Origin of the sequence: Bacillus sp. AFS002410 (assembly GCF_002556365.1) — a bacterium.
Lineage (GTDB): Bacteria > Bacillota > Bacilli > Bacillales > Bacillaceae_G > Gottfriedia.
Genome location: NZ_NUEU01000033.1, coordinates 83,629 through 102,116, shown reverse-complemented (window position 1 = coordinate 102,116; position 18,488 = coordinate 83,629). Strand labels below are relative to the sequence as shown.

15 protein-coding genes are annotated in these 18,488 nt (G+C 32.8%); 9 read left to right on the top strand and 6 right to left on the bottom strand.

Annotated elements, in window-relative coordinates:
• Window positions 1-161 precede the first annotated feature (161 nt).
• On the bottom strand, window positions 162-1,178 hold the full coding sequence (locus CN692_RS18340) for an NAD-dependent epimerase (protein WP_257144067.1): 1,017 nt from the start codon (window positions 1,176-1,178) through the stop codon (window positions 162-164).
• A 251-nt stretch (window positions 1,179-1,429) separates the two neighbouring features.
• On the opposite strand from CN692_RS18340, the gene CN692_RS18335 reads away from it, so the two are divergent.
• The 4 genes from CN692_RS18335 to CN692_RS18320 all read left to right on the top strand — a co-directional run bounded on the left by CN692_RS18335 (window position 1,430) and on the right by CN692_RS18320 (window position 6,855).
• Window positions 1,430-2,524 carry a CotS family spore coat protein gene (locus tag CN692_RS18335; protein WP_098120596.1) on the top strand — a complete coding sequence of 365 codons (1,095 nt, stop codon included), beginning with the start codon at window positions 1,430-1,432 and terminating at the stop codon, window positions 2,522-2,524.
• The gene (locus tag CN692_RS18330; protein ID WP_098120595.1) at window positions 2,524-4,227 is read left to right on the top strand and encodes a glycosyltransferase family 4 protein; all 1,704 of its coding nucleotides are present in this window, start codon (window positions 2,524-2,526) and stop codon (window positions 4,225-4,227) included. The genes CN692_RS18335 and CN692_RS18330 overlap by 1 nt, the downstream gene beginning before the upstream one ends.
• 410 nt (window positions 4,228-4,637) lie before the next feature.
• On the top strand, window positions 4,638-5,543 hold the full coding sequence (gene galU, locus CN692_RS18325; RefSeq protein ID WP_098120594.1) for a UTP--glucose-1-phosphate uridylyltransferase GalU: 906 nt from the start codon (window positions 4,638-4,640) through the stop codon (window positions 5,541-5,543).
• Between the two features lies 1 nt (window position 5,544).
• Window positions 5,545-6,855, top strand: a complete 1,311-nt coding sequence (locus CN692_RS18320; protein ID WP_098120593.1) for a UDP-glucose dehydrogenase family protein — start codon at window positions 5,545-5,547, stop codon at window positions 6,853-6,855.
• A 42-nt stretch (window positions 6,856-6,897) separates the two neighbouring features.
• Here the strand turns inward: CN692_RS18320 and CN692_RS18315 are convergent, their stop codons facing one another.
• Both CN692_RS18315 and CN692_RS18310 read right to left on the bottom strand, forming a co-directional pair.
• Entirely contained in the window at window positions 6,898-7,680 is a 783-nt protein-coding gene (locus CN692_RS18315) for a HipA family kinase (protein ID WP_098120592.1), read from the bottom strand.
• The gene (locus CN692_RS18310) at window positions 7,673-8,782 is read right to left on the bottom strand and encodes a glycosyltransferase family 4 protein (RefSeq protein WP_098120591.1); all 1,110 of its coding nucleotides are present in this window, start codon (window positions 8,780-8,782) and stop codon (window positions 7,673-7,675) included. The genes CN692_RS18315 and CN692_RS18310 overlap by 8 nt, the downstream gene beginning before the upstream one ends.
• Window positions 8,783-9,166: 384 nt before the next feature.
• On the opposite strand from CN692_RS18310, the gene CN692_RS18305 reads away from it, so the two are divergent.
• Genes CN692_RS18305 through menC form a run of 4 tightly spaced genes read left to right on the top strand, consistent with a single transcriptional unit; the run spans window position 9,167 to window position 13,188 of the window.
• Window positions 9,167-10,021, top strand: coding sequence for a MurR/RpiR family transcriptional regulator (locus CN692_RS18305; RefSeq protein WP_098120590.1), 855 nt, complete (start codon window positions 9,167-9,169; stop codon window positions 10,019-10,021).
• Between the two features lie 24 nt (window positions 10,022-10,045).
• Window positions 10,046-11,176 carry an amidohydrolase gene (locus tag CN692_RS18300; RefSeq protein WP_098120589.1) on the top strand — a complete coding sequence of 377 codons (1,131 nt, stop codon included), beginning with the start codon at window positions 10,046-10,048 and terminating at the stop codon, window positions 11,174-11,176.
• Between the two features lie 19 nt (window positions 11,177-11,195).
• Window positions 11,196-12,038 carry a GNAT family N-acetyltransferase gene (locus CN692_RS18295; protein WP_257144066.1) on the top strand — a complete coding sequence of 281 codons (843 nt, stop codon included), beginning with the start codon at window positions 11,196-11,198 and terminating at the stop codon, window positions 12,036-12,038.
• Between the two features lie 34 nt (window positions 12,039-12,072).
• A complete protein-coding gene (gene menC / locus CN692_RS18290) occupies window positions 12,073-13,188 on the top strand; it encodes an o-succinylbenzoate synthase (protein ID WP_098120588.1) in 1,116 nt (371 codons plus the stop codon).
• A gap of 47 nt (window positions 13,189-13,235) precedes the next feature.
• On the opposite strand, the gene CN692_RS18285 is transcribed toward menC, so the two are convergent.
• From CN692_RS18285 to CN692_RS18275, 3 genes are read right to left on the bottom strand one after another with little or no spacing between them, the layout of a single operon-like run.
• Window positions 13,236-14,420 carry a hypothetical protein gene (locus tag CN692_RS18285; RefSeq protein WP_098120587.1) on the bottom strand — a complete coding sequence of 395 codons (1,185 nt, stop codon included), beginning with the start codon at window positions 14,418-14,420 and terminating at the stop codon, window positions 13,236-13,238.
• Window positions 14,421-14,437: 17 nt separating this feature from the next.
• Complete coding sequence (locus CN692_RS18280) at window positions 14,438-15,637, bottom strand: DUF58 domain-containing protein (RefSeq protein ID WP_098120586.1); 1,200 nt, start codon at window positions 15,635-15,637, stop codon at window positions 14,438-14,440.
• Window positions 15,638-16,588: an AAA family ATPase gene (locus CN692_RS18275; RefSeq protein ID WP_098120585.1), complete on the bottom strand. Its 951-nt coding sequence runs from the start codon at window positions 16,586-16,588 to the stop codon at window positions 15,638-15,640.
• A gap of 349 nt (window positions 16,589-16,937) precedes the next feature.
• On the opposite strand from CN692_RS18275, the gene CN692_RS18270 reads away from it, so the two are divergent.
• A complete protein-coding gene (locus CN692_RS18270) occupies window positions 16,938-18,107 on the top strand; it encodes a CapA family protein (protein WP_179874477.1) in 1,170 nt (389 codons plus the stop codon).
• Window positions 18,108-18,488: the final 381 nt, after the last annotated feature.

Below are 18,488 nucleotides of genomic sequence, written 5' to 3'. Positions count from 1 at the left end.
GATATCAACCTCATGATAAATAGCTCAAACACATTGAAATCTTATTCAGATTCTTGGCAATCGCCAAAGATTACCTCTAGAGTGTGGATTTTCCACCGAGAAATACAAATAAACCACAAGGAAATTATGATCCTTGTGGTTATTTTCATTATATACGCTATTTAGTTTATCTTTTTATACCCCTTAAACCATTCTACGAATTTAGCGATGCCTTCTTCGATTGAAGTAGATGGGCTATATTGAATATCGTGAACTAGCTGGTCAATATCTGCATATGTTTCAAGTACCTCTCCTGGTACCATCGGCATGTATTGAATGTTTGCTTTTGTACCAAGTTGCTTTTCTAATGTTTCAATAAAATAGTTTAAGTTTACTGGGCTATGATTTCCAATGTTGTAAAGCTTATAGTAAGAAGAAGAATCTGTAGGTGGTCCATTTTTAATGATTCTTACAATTGATTCAATTACGTCATCGATATAAGTAAAATCTCGTTTCATATTCCCATAATTGTATACTTCAATTGGATTTCCGTTAATGATTGAATTGGCAAATTTAAATAGAGCCATATCTGGTCTACCCCAAGGGCCATAAACAGTAAAGAAGCGTAATCCCGTTGTAGGGAGATTAAACGTATGACTATAAGAATGTGCCATTAATTCATTCGATTTTTTTGTAGCTGCATATAAACTTATTGGATGGTCAACTCGATCATTAATAGAAGAGGGAGTTTTTTTATTATTGCCATAAACAGAGCTTGAAGAGGCATATAAGAGGTGTTTAATTTGATGATTTTTACAACACTCTAATATATTGGCGAAACCTACGAGGTTTGATTGGATATATGACCCAGGATTTTCTAAGCTGTATCTTACGCCAGCTTGTGCTGCTAGATTAATAACTAGATCGAAATCATTTTGTTCGAAAAGCTCCATTAACAAATCCATTTTATCGATCGAACCATTTACAAAATTAAAGCTCTCATATTGTTTTAAAAGATCTAATCTATCAAATTTTAGACGTCTGTCATAGTAATCATTTATATTATCAATGCCTACGATTTGTAAACCTTCTTCTAAAAGACGTTTACTTAAATGGAATCCGATAAATCCAGCACATCCAGTAATCAGGATGCTTTTCGTGTCAGCTTTATTAATGATAAAAACCTCCTTACCTAACAATAGTTGAAATATCATATGTAGTTAGAAACGACAAAGTTCGAATGCATTGAGAAATATGTATATAACTAGATTGAGAGAAAATCTTTTAAATAGACTACACATATACCCTCACAATACTTGTACTAAAACATATTATTACAATAGGTCTTAAACTCAGTTAGAGCATAAAAAATAAAAGCAATTCTTGATTACATTTCCTTCAAATAGAAATGTGAATTTTTTTATGGGCTCTATAAAGTAGGAGGGAGAAATTGAATAATATAATAATTGAGCCATGGATCGTCGATGAGCTTATTCACGATGAGTTCTATGTGCCTGAATATATTGAAAAAATTGGGCTTGAAGTACTTAAGTTTTATAATCTTCAAGTAAACAGCATGCAAGTCATTACTACGAAAGCCGACAAAGGTGGAGCAATTTGGAAAATTGAAACGAACGAAGGACCAAAAAGCTTTAAACTTTTACACAGAAGACCTACTAGAAGTATGTTTAGTTTAGGTGCTCAGAAGTATCTGGTTGAAGTTCAACAAGCTAGAGTTCCAGGAATTGTTCGCACTAGAGACGGCGAGGAATTTGTAGAAGCTGGAGGAAAGCTATGGTTCGTTGCAGAATGGATTGAACAATTGGCTCCAGTTTCAAAAGATTTAGAAGGTGCTAAGCAACTCTGTCATGCACTTGGAGAGTTTCATCGTTTAAGTAAAGGGTATGTACCACCGATTCAAGCAGAGGTTGCATCAAGACTACACAAATGGCCAAAAAGTTATGAAAAAATATATAACAAAATGAATTGGTTCAGAACAATTGCCATAGCTTATGAAGAAATGCCTGCTAGTCAAGATTTATTAAATGTAGTTGATATATTTCAAGAGCAAGCAAGAAAAAGCATGGAAGACTTAAATGCTTCAAATTATTTTAATATGGTAAATGAAGGAAACGCTAGCTGGGGATTAGTTCACCAGGATTACGGTTGGTCAAATGGCCAAATGGGACCAAATGGAATGTGGGTTATTGATTTAGATGGCGTTGCGTATGATTTGCCAATTCGAGATTTAAGGAAACTTATATCTGGTACTATGTCCGACTTATTTGGATGGGATGCTACGTGGGTAAGGGAAATGATAAACGCTTATCATGAAGCAAATCCAATCTCACCAGAATTATATGACGTATTAATGATCGATTTTACAATGCCAAATGAATTTTATAAAAACATTAAAGAAGTACTTTATGAACCAGAATTATTTTTAGGTGAATCTACTAAACAATTAATTCAATCAATCGTTGACCTAGAACAGTCAAAATGGGCAACATTAAATGAGATTCGCAACGACTGGAGTGGAAAATGATGAGAATATTGATGGTTTGTACAGAAAACCTACCAGTACCTCCAGTATTAGGTGGTGCGATTCAGACTTATATAGCAGGTAGTTTACCTTATTTAAGTAAAGTTCATGATATAACGATATTAGGAGTAAACGATCCGTCATTACCAGATGAGGAAACGATTGATGGTGTGGATTATGTACGTGTACCCGGTAAAGTATTAGAGCTATATCGTGAAGGTGTAGTTCAATATATCGAAGGAAAGCAATTTGATTTAATCCACATTTTTAACAGACCACGTCTTGTCCTGCCTATTAGAAAAGTAGCTCCAAAGGCAAAAATCACTTTAAGTATGCACAACGATATGTTTAATATTGGGAAAATTGCTGTTGATGAAGCGAATTTAGTTTTAGAAGAAGTTTCTAGTATTGTTACTGTAAGTGATTATGTTGGAAATGTAATTCGTGAACTATATCCTCAAAGTTCAAATAAAATTAGAACAATTTATTCAGGTGTTGATTCTGATCGTTTCTTACCTGGAAATGATTCAAGAATAGTAAGTACGAGAAATACGCTTAGAAAAGAGTTTGGTTTAGAAAATAAAACGGTTATTTTATTTGCGGGTAGACTTTCAGAAAACAAAGGTGTAGACCGTTTAATTAGAGCATTACCAACACTTTCAAAAACCTTCAAAGACTTAGCTTTAGTCATTGTAGGAAGCAATTGGTTTAGTCAAAACAATGTAACGGACTATGTTGCCTATATTCGTGCGATATCAAAAAAACAAGATGTACCGATTATTACAACAGGATTTGTATCGCCTTTTGAAATCCAAAACTGGTTTGCAGTAGCTGATTTATTTGTATGTACTTCTTTATGGCAAGAGCCACTTGCAAGGGTACACTATGAAGCGATGGCAGCAGGTCTTCCGATTGTAACAACTGCGAGAGGAGGAAACCCTGAAGTAATTATTCCAGGAGAGAATGGTTTAATCGTAGAAAACCCAGTAGATCCAAATGAATTCGCTACCAAAATAACAGAAATATTATCAAACAAATCGTTAATGAAGAATATGGGAATAAGAGGTAGAGAGCTTGCAGTTTCTAAATATGTATGGAGTCGTGTAGCTGATGAAATTCTATCAGTATGGAGCAGAACAGAATATGCTTCTACAATTTCGCCGGAACAATTATTACAATATGAACCTCAAACATTATTTAAATCTGCAGTACAAAATAAACAGTTTATTGTGCCTAATGACATTGTTACTGAAGAAGTAGCACAACCAGCTGAAGAATTTAGTGGAGTAACAGCACTTCCAGCTCCAGAAATCATTGAAGTAACAGCACTCCCAGCTTCAGAAATCATTGAAGTTGAAGAACCAACTGTTGAAACGAAAGTAGAAGAATCAGAATCTCTAATTCAGTCTGAAACAAAAGTAATGGAAGAAGTCCTAGTAGGGCGAGTAAAATCAATCCCTAGAGATAAAGAAATAGTAAAAGCTGAAGAGTATACAGCTAATACTAATCCAAGAGGACTAAAACGTATTAGAAGAGTAACTGATCTAGTCGGTAATAATGTAAATAGAAGCAGAATAGTAAATAGATCTAACAATCTATCTAATAACTCATCTAACAATTCATCTAATAAAGTTAATTCCGAACCATATAAATTAAAAAGAATTACTAGCGTCACTGAAGTATATAGAAACAGAAATCGTTATTAGATCATGTTTTGAGGGGAAAGTCTAAATATAAATCGCTGTCTCATAAGTTTAAATACTTTTGAGACAGTTTTTTTATTTTCATGAGGGATTCGTTTCGTGAGACCATTTAGTGAACTTTGCGGATCAAGTTGTGTACTTGCTTAATTAATGGAGAAAGTGATTTGATTTATGCTCAAACAGCCTTATTAACTTCAAAACTGCCTCAGAAATTATTATATTAGCACAAATAATTCTAATTCAGAGACTAATTGCAATTTCTTCTGTTAGATGGCCTACTAAATGAAGATGTATGCTTAAAAACATCTAGTTTTTAAGGCATAATCTTTCTAAACAGAATAGGTATATATGGTGACAAGTCCTCCTTAATTTACATATAAAGTAGAATGAACAAAAGTTTGGAGGCAAGTATAATGAAAATCCGCAAGGCTATTATTCCCGCTGCCGGTCTCGGGACTCGTTTTTTGCCGGCAACGAAAGCGTTGCCAAAGGAAATGTTACCTATAGTTGATAAACCAACTATTCAATATATTGTTGAAGAAGCTGTAGCTTCTGGAATTGAAGAAATCATTATTATTAGTGGTAGAGGTAAGCGAGCGATTGAGGATCATTTTGATAAATCATATGAATTAGAAGAATCATTATCTCGAAAAAATAAGCTAACAGTATTGGAAGAGATGCAGAAAATATCCAATATGGTGAAGATCTTTTATGTGCGTCAAAAGGAACCAAAAGGATTAGGCGATGCAATATTATGTGCTAAGAGTTTTATAGGAAATGAACCGTTTGCTGTTTTGCTAGGGGATGACATCGTTATGTCCACTACACCTTGTCTACAGCAAATTATTAATGTATACGAAAAACATAAAGCACCAGTTATAGCTGTTCAAGGTGTTCCTGATCAAGAAGTGAGTAAATATGGAGTAATTAAACCTAAAGAAAGTACTTATGATACAAATTTATATCAAGTTGATTGTCTTGTAGAAAAACCAAAATTAGAAGATGCTCCTTCCAACTATGCAATTATGGGACGATACATTCTTACTCCAGAGATATTCGATATTTTATCAACACTATCTGTTGGACAAGGGTGTGAATTGCAATTAACTGATGCGATTAATGAATTAAATAAAAATCAGCCTGTCCTAGCATTTAATTTCGAAGGGAAACGATATGATATTGGAAATAAAATTGGGTTCATTATGGCTACGATCGATTTTGCGATCAATAGAGAAGATATAAAAAATGAAGTGATTGCATTTTTAAATGAGGTCATAGCAGAAGACAATCCAAATATGAAGAATCAGGAAGTGGATTAACTTGAAAATTTCTATATTAGGTACGGGCTATGTAGGTTTAACAACAGGAGTCTGTTTAGCAGAGATAGGCCACACAGTTACTTGTATTGATATAAATGAACTTAAAATCAATAATTTAAGTGCCGGTATATCTCCAATATATGAACCAGGAATAGAAGTATTAATAACTAGAAATATAAAGTTAGGAAAATTATTTTTCACAACCTCATACGAAAATGGGTTAGACGATGCTCAAGTTATTGTTGTTGCAGTAGGTACCCCTCAAGGGGAAGATGGAGCAGCAGATTTAACTTATCTTGAAGGTGCAGCAATTGATATCGCAAAAAATGTTAAAAAGGATGTAATTGTTGCTATTAAAAGTACAGTACCAGTTGGAACGAATGAAATCGTGAAGGAAATTATTCAAAAAAATTGTAGCGAAGATATTGTTGTTGACGTCGTTTCAAATCCTGAGTTCCTTAGACAAGGCTCAGCGATTAAAGATACAATGGAAGCAGATCGAATTATTATTGGTAGCAGTAATCAAGAGTCTGCTAGAATTGTTGAAGAAATGTATAAACCATTAAATGTACCAATCTTAATTACTAGTATTCGAAGTGCAGAGATGATTAAATATGCGTCTAATGCATTTTTAGCTAGCAAAATAAGTTATATAAATGAAATTGCAAACCTATGTGAAGCACTCGGTGCAAATGTTGAAGATGTGGCAAAAGGAATGGGGAAAGATAAACGAATCGGTGAAGCATTTTTATATGCAGGGATTGGCTATGGCGGTTCTTGTTTCCCTAAGGATGTTAAAGCATTATTGCACACAGCTCAGTTAAATGGAGTTGAATTTGGATTTTTAAATGAAATTATTTCAATTAATAAATTCCAACACGAATTGCTTGTAAAGAAGGCTATAGAACGATTTGGTGAATTAGAAGGGAAAAAGATCGCATGTTTAGGACTATCATTTAAACCAGATACTGACGATATGCGAGAAGCACCATCTATTAAAATTGTAAATTCTTTAAGAAAATTAGGTGCAGAAGTAATAGCATATGACCCTGTCGCAATTGAAAATGCCAAAAAAATTCTAGGTAGTAATATTACGTACGCTAGCTCAATAAATGAATGTGTAACAGATGCAGATGCAATTTTTATTGTAACCGAGTGGAGAGAGTTTAGAGAACTTGACTTACCAAGCGTATTAAGTAAAATGAAGAATCCAATTATTTTTGACGGAAGAAACTGTATTATGGAAGATCGAATAAGAGATTGCGAGAAAATAGAATATTATCCAGTTGGTAAACCGTCCATCATTAAATAGAATATAAAAACGACTTCTAAAAATTGAAGTCGTTTTTTCACGTTATTCATTTTGTTCATGTAAAGGACGGTAAATCGTTTTTACGAATTTATGTTTTAGGTATGGGAGAATTTTTTTTCTTCGATTTACTAATCTGCCTACAATTGCTTTTTTGTCATCCTTTGAAAGTAACCAATCATCAGGTGTTAATTCCACAATTTCTTCTAATAAGAGGACTGGGAATCTTTGGATGATTTTCAGTTGTTCATTAAATTTTTCTTCACTTTCTATATACTGGGACATGAATTGATGAGTGGAACTTTTCATAATATTTTGAGGCAAAGTTTCTAACTCTGAAACTAACCAACTGTAGGAACCAAATGCTTCAGCATGATCAATAATCCAAAGCTTAAATTTATCTAAGGTTTCTTCATGTAGTAAAATATTTTTTCGAGTACGGTCTCCATTACACAGCCAGTAGTCAAATAAAATGATCCCAGCTAATTGTTCTTTATTTACTATACTTGGAACTGCTCCAACTTGATGACCATTTAAAGTTTCAGGTACATACAAAGACGCGAACTGAAACTTTGAGAGTTGAAGTTCTTCTAGTTCTAATTCTGGTATTTTATTGGAAAATTCTTCAGGAATCGAGACGATTTGAGCGTAAGGAACAGGCAAATCTAAAAATCTAGCAATGCAATAGGCAACCCATTCGTTTGGTAAAGTTTTCTCAAATCCGGAACGAAAATATTTCACAACATAATCTCTACCATCATTAAAGGTAATTAAATGAGCATTTGATTTTCCTTCAAGTTTTTTTATATATGAAACTGGTTCAATCATTTTGGATCACATCGCTATTATTAATTTCACCAATTTTTAAAAGATACTCGCGATAAATATCGGCTACTTTTTGAATCGCAAAATTTTGTTCAACATGCTTTACGGCATTTTCTGAAAGCTTTTGATGAAGTTTTTGATTATCAACTATTTGATAAATCATCTTTACGGCATCTTGTACATCATGTCCCCGAAATAACATACCGGTTTCGCCTTGGAGAACGATTTCCGAAATAGGCATAATATTAGAGGCAACAACAGGAACTCCACATGCCATGGATTCGATAAATGTATTGCCAAAAGACTCGACTTTTGTTGTAGCGATCGTACAACCGCCTGATTGAAGTACTTTTGCGTAGACGTGAGGCATTTGTTGATATGGAATAACCGGAAACCATTTGATCATATCAGTTAGACCTTCATCCTTCCAAGTCAATGCAAAATCTTCTCGTTGGACACTTTGAGCTCCTCCGATTAACCAAATTTCAATATCTGACCGTTCACTTTTAATCCGCTTTGCAATCTCAACTAACATCGGCCAGTTTTTACGTTTATCTACTCTGCCAATCCAACACACTACTTTTTTGTTAGTTGGAAGTATTGGTTGAACATCATATGAAATTTCATCTGTAGCTAATGGATGGAAAAATGTGGTGTCAACACCATTGTAGATTACTTTAATGGGGATATTATCTGTTAAGATGGAGACTAATCTTTTTTGGTAATTCGATGGTACGACAATTGAAACAGGTTCAACTGACCTGAATTTTTTTAAATGTGGCTGAAGTTTAATTAGCTCTGGCGTTCGTGCTTCTACAATAACTGGGCCTTTGTATTTAGCTTTTTGTAACCATTTATATGCTGCTCCTGTATCTACTACAATGATTGCATCATAGGCATTATTTTTAATAATCCCAATGATTTCGTTTTCATCTTTTGTTAAATAGACAGGTGCAATATCTTCCATTATGTGTAATCCACCATGGTCAGTTGTATATAGAAACTCAGTATGAATACCAAACTTTTTAAAGTAAATTGAACGATTCCTCCAGCCAGCATTAACTCCACCAACTGTTAAGAGACGCCATATTATTAAAACTTTCAAATTTTCCCCTCCTTGGATTTAGGGTATACAAATAACTTTTATATCCATTACGAAAACTATTGTATACACATTTATGGCTTTCGACCGGATTCAAATTTTGAATAGTAGTCCTATTTTAGTTAATTCAAATTAAAGTAAATTGTAAGGGCAATTAACTAATTACTACAAATATTTTACGGGCAAGAAGAGAAGGGAATGCAAGAAATTTATGGGACAAATTAGAAAGTTTTTTACTATTTTTTTAAAAACTTTTTCGTAATCATTTACCTCTACTTTTTCTTGCCCCTGCTTTTTGATTATGATAATGTAAATAATAAAGAAGTATTGACTGCAACTTTCTAAAAAAATGAAGTTTAAACTTCGTTGGCGGAAGGATTTAAAAATATGAAACGACCTAGTTTTAAATTGTTAGTAAAAGAGAAGTTTTCACAATTATCTCCGGGGCAAAAAAAAGTAGCTACTTATATGATTGAAAATTTAGAGGAGTGTGCATTTAAAGCAGCTTATCAAATAGGCAGAAAAGCTGATGTGAGTGAGACTACTGTTATTCGACTTTCATATGCACTCGAATTTGAAGGTTTCAGTGATATGCAGTTAAGCGTTCAAAACGAATTTCTACATTTAAATAAAGCAGATTATATGAAAGAAAAAGAAGAAATTAAGGATGTAAGTGGTCATCATACTTATACAAAAATTATCGAAAATGAAGTAAATATTTTAAGAAATTTATTACAACCTTCCAATATTGAGGAAATATCAAAAGCGGTAGAAGCAATAATTAGCTCCGATCAAGTGTTAATTGTAGGACATCGTGTATCTCATATTGCAGCGTATTGGTTTGCAAATACGTTAAGTTCAATTAGAGGTAATGTAATGTATTGTTCTCCAGCGGGAGATTTTTTTGAAAAATTCTGCAATTTGACGGATAAATCAGTTGTCATTGCATTTTCATTCCCAAGATATGCTAAGGAAACATTAACAATTGCCGAATGTACAAAAGAGAATGGAGTTAAGTTAATATCAGTAACTGATCGATTATTGTCACCGATTGGAAGAATTGCAGATATTGTTCTCACGACAGAAGAGAATGTAGAAAGTGGATCAAACTCGGTAGCATCAGTTATTAGCCTATTAAATTTAGTGATTGCTGGTTTATATGAAAAGGATAAAAAGAGAATTCAAATGTATCAACAAAAATTAGAAAAAATCTATTCAACATATGAAGTCTTTATAGAGTAGAAATTAAGCGAGGAGAAATAGCTAATGAATCCACAATCCTTTCTAGACATTAATAAGGAAGAAATAATACAAACTTATCAAGATTTACATAAGTTAGCTGAACCGAGTTGGCATGAAGAACAAACAGCAAATTATTTAAAAGAACGATTAAACGATGCAGGAATCGAAATTAAAACATTTGAAAGTCATTTTGGATTTATTGCTGAAATAAAGGGTGAAGAAGATACAGTTGTTGCTCTAAGAGCAGATATGGATGCGCTAGTTCAAGAGGTTGACGGTGTTGTAATCGCAAACCATTCTTGTGGCCATGATGCTCATAGTACGATGGTTTTATATACAGCGTTGGCCATGGCAGCTAGTAAGATTAAGCCAAAAAATACGATTCGCTTTATCTTTCAGCCAGCAGAAGAAAAAGGTGAAGGTGCACTCCAAATGATGAATGATGGAGCATTAGATCATGTCATTTCATTATTTGGAGTACATTTAAGACCCGAAAGAGAAGTTCCTTTCCAAAAAGCATCTCCAGTCATCATACATGGTTCAGCTGAAACGATTAAAGGTACAATTCAAGGCATTCAAGCACATGCATCTCGACCGCAGGATGGTATTAATGCGATTGAAGTAGCTGCTGAACTTGTATATAAATTAAAACGATTAAACTTAAATACTGACATCCCATACTCGATTAAAATGACTCAAATTCAAACAGAGAATGAAGCATCAAATACGATACCTGAAACCGTAAAGTTCTCCCTTGATGTAAGAGCTCAAACAAATGAGATTATGAATCAATTAAATGCTCGTGCAGTCGAGGTTTTTGAAGAAACGATGGATGAAACAAAAGCTAAGATTTCGTGGGTAATGGAAGAATTTGTTCCAGCGGCGGTTCAAAACGTTCAAGCAATAAAAATGACTGAAACTGCTATTAAAGAAATGATCGGAGTAGACAACCTAGTGCCTGAATGCATTTCAAATGGAGGCGAGGATTTCCATTTCTATACAAATAAATATCCTCAAATTGCAGCGACAATGGTTGGTTTAGGATGTGGTCTAACTCCAGGATTACACCATCCACATATGAATTTTAACTTAGAGGCTCTGCAATATGGAGCAAAAATTTTAACTCAAGCTATCTTATTAGCATCAGAACAATAAGAAATTAGAGGTGAATAGATTGCTAAACGAACTGAATCAATCCGAAGCTACGAATGGTATTACAATACGTGCTCTTCATTTAATAGAAGAAATGGAGCAGGTTCGAACATTAGAATCAAAAATTTGGGGATTTGAGGATTCAATTCCTACTCATCAAACAATTACAGCTGCAAAGAACGGTGGCTTAGTTTTAGGTGCTTATTTTGAAGGAGAAATGATCGGATTTCAATATAGTTTTCCTGGATTCGATGGTCAAACTGTTTATCTTTGTTCTCATATGCTTGGAATCGATCAAGCGTTTCGTAATAAAGGGATCGGAAAATTGCTTAAAATTGCCCAACGAGAAGAAGCGCTGAAACTCGGTTATAAACTAATAACTTGGACATATGACCCTTTAGAAACTGCAAATGGATATTTAAATATTGCAAAATTAGGTGGAGTTTGTCGTACGTATATTGAAAACTGCTATGGTGAGATGGACGATTTGTTAAATAGTGGAATTCCATCTGATCGTTTCCTAGTTGAATGGCATATTTCTAAAAATGAAGATGAAAAAGAAAATTTAAGACAAGTTGAATTGAGTGAAGCACTTGAACATTCTCTGATTGAATGGGAAGAAAATGAAGACGGATTACCTATTCCGAATATAAAAGATTCTTTTGAAGTGAGTGACTTAGCATTTGTTGCTGTTCCAAAGGATTTCCGAACAATAAGAGAATCAAATATTCATATTGCAAATGAATGGCGAATGAAGACTCGAGAGTCCTTTCAAAATTTATTCCGAAATGGTTGGAAAGTAACAGGATTTTATAAGAATTCGGAAACTAATCTGCCAGTCCATTTTTATATACTAAAAAAATAAAAAACGATTATTTATTATAAGGGAGAGTTCGTAAATGAAAATTAAACAAGTAATATTACGCCATATGAAACTGGATTTATTGCATCCATTTACAACAAGCTTTGGAACAGAGTATGACCGCGAGTTTATTCTATTAGAAGCGATAAGTGAAGACGGAATTTCAGGATGGGCTGAATCTGTTGCAATGCTTGATCCTTTATATAATGAAGAAACTGTAAAAACAAACTGGCATATTCTCGAAGATTATTTAATTCCAATCGTCTTAAATAATGAAATTAATCATCCAGATGAACTTTCAGAAAAGCTATTTTCTCATATTCGAGGAAACTATATGGCTAAAGCTGCCATTGAAGGTGCGATTTGGGATCTATATGCTAAGCAAGAAAACATTTCACTTTCTACTGCAATAGGTGGAACTAAAAAGGAAATTGAAGTTGGAGTTAGCATAGGCATTCAAGATTCAATTGATTCTACAATTAAAATCATTGAAAATCGTCTCGAGGAAGGCTACAAACGATTCAAATTAAAAATTAAACCAGGCTGGGATATTGAACTGATCGATAAAGTTAGAAAGGTGTTTCCAAATATCCCTTTAATGGCAGATGCTAATTCAGCTTACACTTTATCGGATATGGATCAGTTAATCGCTTTAGATGACTATAATTTAATGATGATCGAACAACCACTTGCTTACAACGATATTATCGATCATGCAGATTTACAAGCAAAAATGAAAACGCCTATTTGTTTAGATGAAAGTATTCATTCATTAGAAGATGCTAGAAAAGCGATAAAACTAGGAAGCTGTAAAATTATTAATATTAAAATTGGGAGAGTTGGCGGACTAACTCAATCAAGAAAAATACATGATTTATGCATGGAAAATAACATACCATTATGGTGTGGTGGAATGCTCGAATCAGGTATCGGAAGAGCACATAATATTGCAATTACTTCATTACCTAACTTCATTCTACCAGGTGACACAGCTGCTTCCTCACTATATTGGGCTGAAGACATTATAGAACCAGAAGTAACTGTAGAAAATGGAATGATCACTGTACCAAATAAACCAGGCATAGGCTACGAGCCACACATGAAAAATATCGAAAAATATACAATTGCTACTAAAGCATACAAGAAGGCATAATAAAGAAAAAACACAAATTTTTAATAAAATTTGTGTTTTTTTACCCTTTATCTTTGCTCTTTATCCCTATTCCTAATCATTTCTTTAATCCTCTTTACCTGTTCCTCATACTTTTCAATATCCTTTAATTCAGCTTTACCATAGCGTACTGAATTATATGCATTGATTAGTTCGTCTTCATTTGAAATTTGAATACGTTTAAACCATTCATTTAAAGTTTCACCGTTATGGCGACCCATTTTGTGCTTCGATGCATATTTCTGAAGTTGAAAGATTAGTTTTCTTATATGATCAGTAGGGGCATTTGCTTTAAAAAGTCGTCTTTTTATTCTCATAGATTCTGGAATTGTTTCGTATTCAATACCAATATCTTGTTGGAAAGATTGGTTTTCAATACGAATAAATTTAAGCTTTCTAATAACAAACCAAATTGCGATTAAAACAATTATTAGTATGGCTAGCCAAACCCAAGTAGGTACTGATTCTAAAATAAAATGCTGATTTTTTGGATTTTGTGGTATTTGATTTTTAACTGGATGACGGTTAAGTTTAATTTTTTCAACTTTAAAATTTTTGTGATCAGCAAAGTTGAAAATAGGTGACGCTACAAATCCAACTACTTTAAATAATCCATCAAGTACTTTAAAAATACCCCATTTAAATAATGGTACGACTAACGTGAATATACCAGTTAGTATTGCTGCAATTAGTATTGAACCGAACATGCCGCGAGAGTTTTTAATACTTTGTGTAATAACTGCTTGCTGAAAATATCTCCCTAAACTAAAAAGAATTGTAAACATAATAATTAGCCCATATACGAAACTTTTATACTCATAATGGGATGGCCAGGCAAAAAAGAGTACGAATAAACTTGTAAAATAAAAAATTATTTGCAATTTATTTCGTTCTTCATTCCATAATGAAGTGTCTTTAAGAAAAGCCTCAATTCGAAAAAATATAAAGGAAGCGCATAAAATTGATGTAACCGAATTTAAGCCAAGATTGTAGCCAACTACTCCGCAAAAAATGGCAGCAAAATACGAGCTAACACGAGACACTTTAGATTTATTTAAAGAGTAAAATAAAATTAGATTTCCAATAAGAAAAATGCAAATCATAGCCAAAGTAGGCGGTAGTTGATTTTTTGATTCATATAAAAATAGAACGATTAAATATAAATATAGATATTCTAATGAGAAAAAATATGTAGGTAGTAAACGTAAAATCATTTCATTATCCTTTCGACTTAATTCTGCCCAAATGGAACAAGCTTTGGACTTTCTAAATCATCTTGTAGATAATATATATTTTGACCGCGTTTTCGCATTTGCGCGAAGTATCGATCTCCATGCTTACCGAACGGTCCACATAAAATCACAACAGGAGATTTTCGTTGTTGTTTTTCAACGTAATGTAATAATCGATCGATAGGCTGTGTCGTTCTTGCTCCATTAATACGGGCAAGGATTTCAAAAGTTTTACTTAATTGAGATTTTCCTCCACCAATCGGTAAATGATAAACAGGAACTCCACTTTCCATGTTCAAATTTAGAAAGATTTCATACTGAATATTTTTAAGTGTTGCATATTGGACCATATAGGCAATATTACTTGCAATCGATTCAATATTCTCAACGATACTTAGTCTGAAATTTTCATGGTTTGGATTTCTTAAGTTGATGATAAACGTAAATGAATAATCAGCAGTTCGTTCATATATTTTAGTTTGTAGTACTTGCGTCTTGGCACTTGCTTTCCAGTGAATTCGATGAAATGAGTCCGAATATACATAATCTCTAGTTCCAATCGGAGCTAGAAAATCTTCAAAAATACTAGATGGTGTCACAAAATTACCATATGAATTAGTTGACATTATTTGGTCAATTTGAGGTACAGGAATTAAGCTTGGATAAACGATTATTTCTTTTTGTAAAAGTGGTTTATAAGTTAAATGTACATAACCTAAGCCAAAAAAATTTGAAATGGTTAGCTCCAATTCTTTTATTCTCGTAACTCCACGTTTTGTCGCCAAGAGCGGTAAAGAAAGCTGAACAGTCTCATTACCTTTTAATTGAATAGGTATAATTAGTTCTAAATTCGAATCATTACTGATTGTTTTAAACTTTTCACCTTCTAAAATTGGATTTAATTTTATTCGGACTGTAGCGTTTATGATCGGTAACCAATTATTTTGTTTAATTTTGACTGGTAATATAAATTGATCTCCAACGGTAACATGAATTGGTAATCGATCGTTTTCAATCGTAAGGTGATCAGCTATATGATTTAAATAATATCTACTCATTAAACTAAGAATGATTAGAAAAGCACCTAGAAACATTAACAAGTATGAAGACTGATAGAAATTAATAATTAAAAAGATTGCGCCAAAAATAATAAGTACATCAAGGGAGTTCTTTCCATTAATCTCTTTATGCCAAGTCATTTATTGACCAGCTCCAGCTTCTACAGGGACCTCAACTTGTTTTAAAATTGATTCAATAACTTGTATAGCATTGTATTTAAAGGATGCTTCAAGGTTTAATACGATTCTGTGTGAGAGAATATAGGCCGCAACATCTTTTACATCTTGAGGTGTAACAAATGTTCGATTATTAATATAAGCTTTGCCTTGCGACGCTCTCATTAATGCCAATGTACCACGTGGACTAACCCCAAGCTGAACATCTTCATGATTTCGAGTTAGATGTACAATTTTTAAAATATAATCTTCCACTTCATCTGAAATCTTAACAGTCTTCACTTGTTCTTTCATTTCATAAATTTCATCTAATGTTAATACTGTATTTAAGTTCGAAAATGGACTATTTAAACGATATGATTTCATAATGCTTTTTTCTTCTTCAAAAGTAGGATACTTCAAACTGATTTGCATAAAGAAGCGATCCATTTGTGCTTCAGGTAATGGGAATGTACCTTGCTGCGATTCAATTGGATTTTGTGTTGCAATAACGATAAATGGGTTAGGTAGACTAATCGTTTCTCCATCGATTGTTACTTGTCGCTCTTCCATTACCTCTAATAAACTAGCTTGAGTTCTAGGGGTAGCACGGTTTATTTCATCAGCTAATAAGATATTCGTCATAACAGGACCGATTCGAAGTTGAAAATCTTGTTCCTTTGGATGAAAAAATTGAATTCCAGTTACATCACTCGGTAATAAATCTGGAGTAAATTGTATCCGCTTAAACGAACCATTAATCGTTTTTGCAAAGCTTTTAGCTAATTGAGTCTTACCCGTTCCAGGTACACTTTCCAATAAAATATGTCCATTATTTATTAAAGCAATGAAAATCATTTCAACGACATTATCCTTACCGATAATGACGTTGCTTATTTCTTTTTTTAACTGTAATAACTTTTCTGATATACCCATTTTACTCTCCTAACACTTTCGAAATTTAATAGCCTCATAATAATAAGAATTTCGATATTAATTAAAACCGAAAAAGTCATTCATATTGACCATATTATTATTTTAATAGTTCTTTCATACTTAAGTCCAATAATTCTTAATTTTTAAAAAATGTTATCGTAAAGTATTAATAATGATTGATATTTATTAATAAACAATGTAGAATTAAATGCCCATTTGTAAAAAAATGGGAAAGGATTAAATGGATTAGATAATAAATATTAATATGGGACAACTTAAAAATGGACTATTCTTAACCTATCAATAGGCTAAAATCTTTAATCGAGTCCCGAACTTTGGAGAGAAAAATGTGAAAAAATTTATAATCATATCGATAACTTGTATTTTTGCTATATTGACTGCTTGCTCAAAAAATAATCAAGAAAATAATGTAAAAGAAAATAAATCAAAAACAGAACAGGTCAAAAGACCGAATGAAACTGTTGAGAAAAAAGATGAGGTTGTTTCGAAAGTTACTGTTGGTGCTGTCGGTGATATATTAATACATAATGAAGTTTATGAGGATGCTATGCTTCCAAACGGTGTTTACAATTTTAATAAAATGTTTGATGAAGTTAGAAAAACGATGGAACAACCAGATATTTTAGTAGCAAATCAAGAAACAATGATAGGTGGAAAGCAGTTTGGATTATCAACGTATCCAGCATTTAATAGTCCATATGAAGTCGGTGATGCACTAAAAGGTGCTGGAGTTGATTTTGTAACATTAGCAAATAATCATTCACTTGATCGCGGTGAAAAAATAATCCAAAGTGCACTTTCTCATTGGAATGCAATTCACATGCCATATACTGGGGCATTTAAATCGAAGGCGGACCATGACCAAATAAGAGTTTTAGCAAAAAATAATATACGCTTCTCATTTCTTGCTTATACATTTGGTACAAACGGAATCCCTGTTCCTAAAGGCAAAGACTATTTAGTAAATTTAATTGACCTAACCAAAATTAACCGTGATATTGAGAGAGCTAAAAAAATATCTGATGTCGTAGTAGTTGCGATGCATTGGGGTACTGAATATGAAAGAATGCCAAATAATACTCAAAAGGAAATGGCAAAAAAATTAGCAGATATGGGAGTTCAAATTATTATTGGTAATCATCCACATGTACTACAACCACCGGCATGGATAACAGGAAAAACGGGGAATAAATCAATTGTCTTTTACTCGTTAGGAAACTATTTATCAGCTCAAGATGAAATATATGAGTTAATTGGTGGCCTTGCTACAGTAGACGTAGTAAAAACTCAAAAAAACAAAGATGTAAAAATTGAATTAACTAATCCAAGTTTTTTCCCCACTTATAATTATTATCGAGATAATCGAAACTTTAAAATTATGTCTTTAGAAAATATAAATGAAGTAAATTTAAAAAATGGCAAATTGAGATATGAAGAAATAATGAAACATATGCGCACCTATATAAAGGATTTACATAGTATTCCTGAAGTTCAATGAAAATTAAGTAAATCGCAATTAAAATTGGAGAATCGCAAATAAAAAAGGCAAATCGCAATTAAAATCGGAGAATCGCAAATAAAAAGGGCAAATCGCAATTAAAATCGGAGTATCGCAAATAAAAAAGGCAAATCGCAATTAAAATCTGGGAATCGTAAAAAAACAGGGCAATTCACAATTGAAAATGTAAAAACTTAAATAAAGTAGATCAATATTTGATCAAAACAATGTAAAATCAGTCAAAACATACAAAATTACAAAAAAATTGACTGATTACATAAATTTTTTCCTTAAAACTTCACAACCGACGAAACAAAAAAAGCTTGTATTGATCAATATAAGCTTTTTTTTTGTTCATTTATTCATTAAATAAGTATTTTC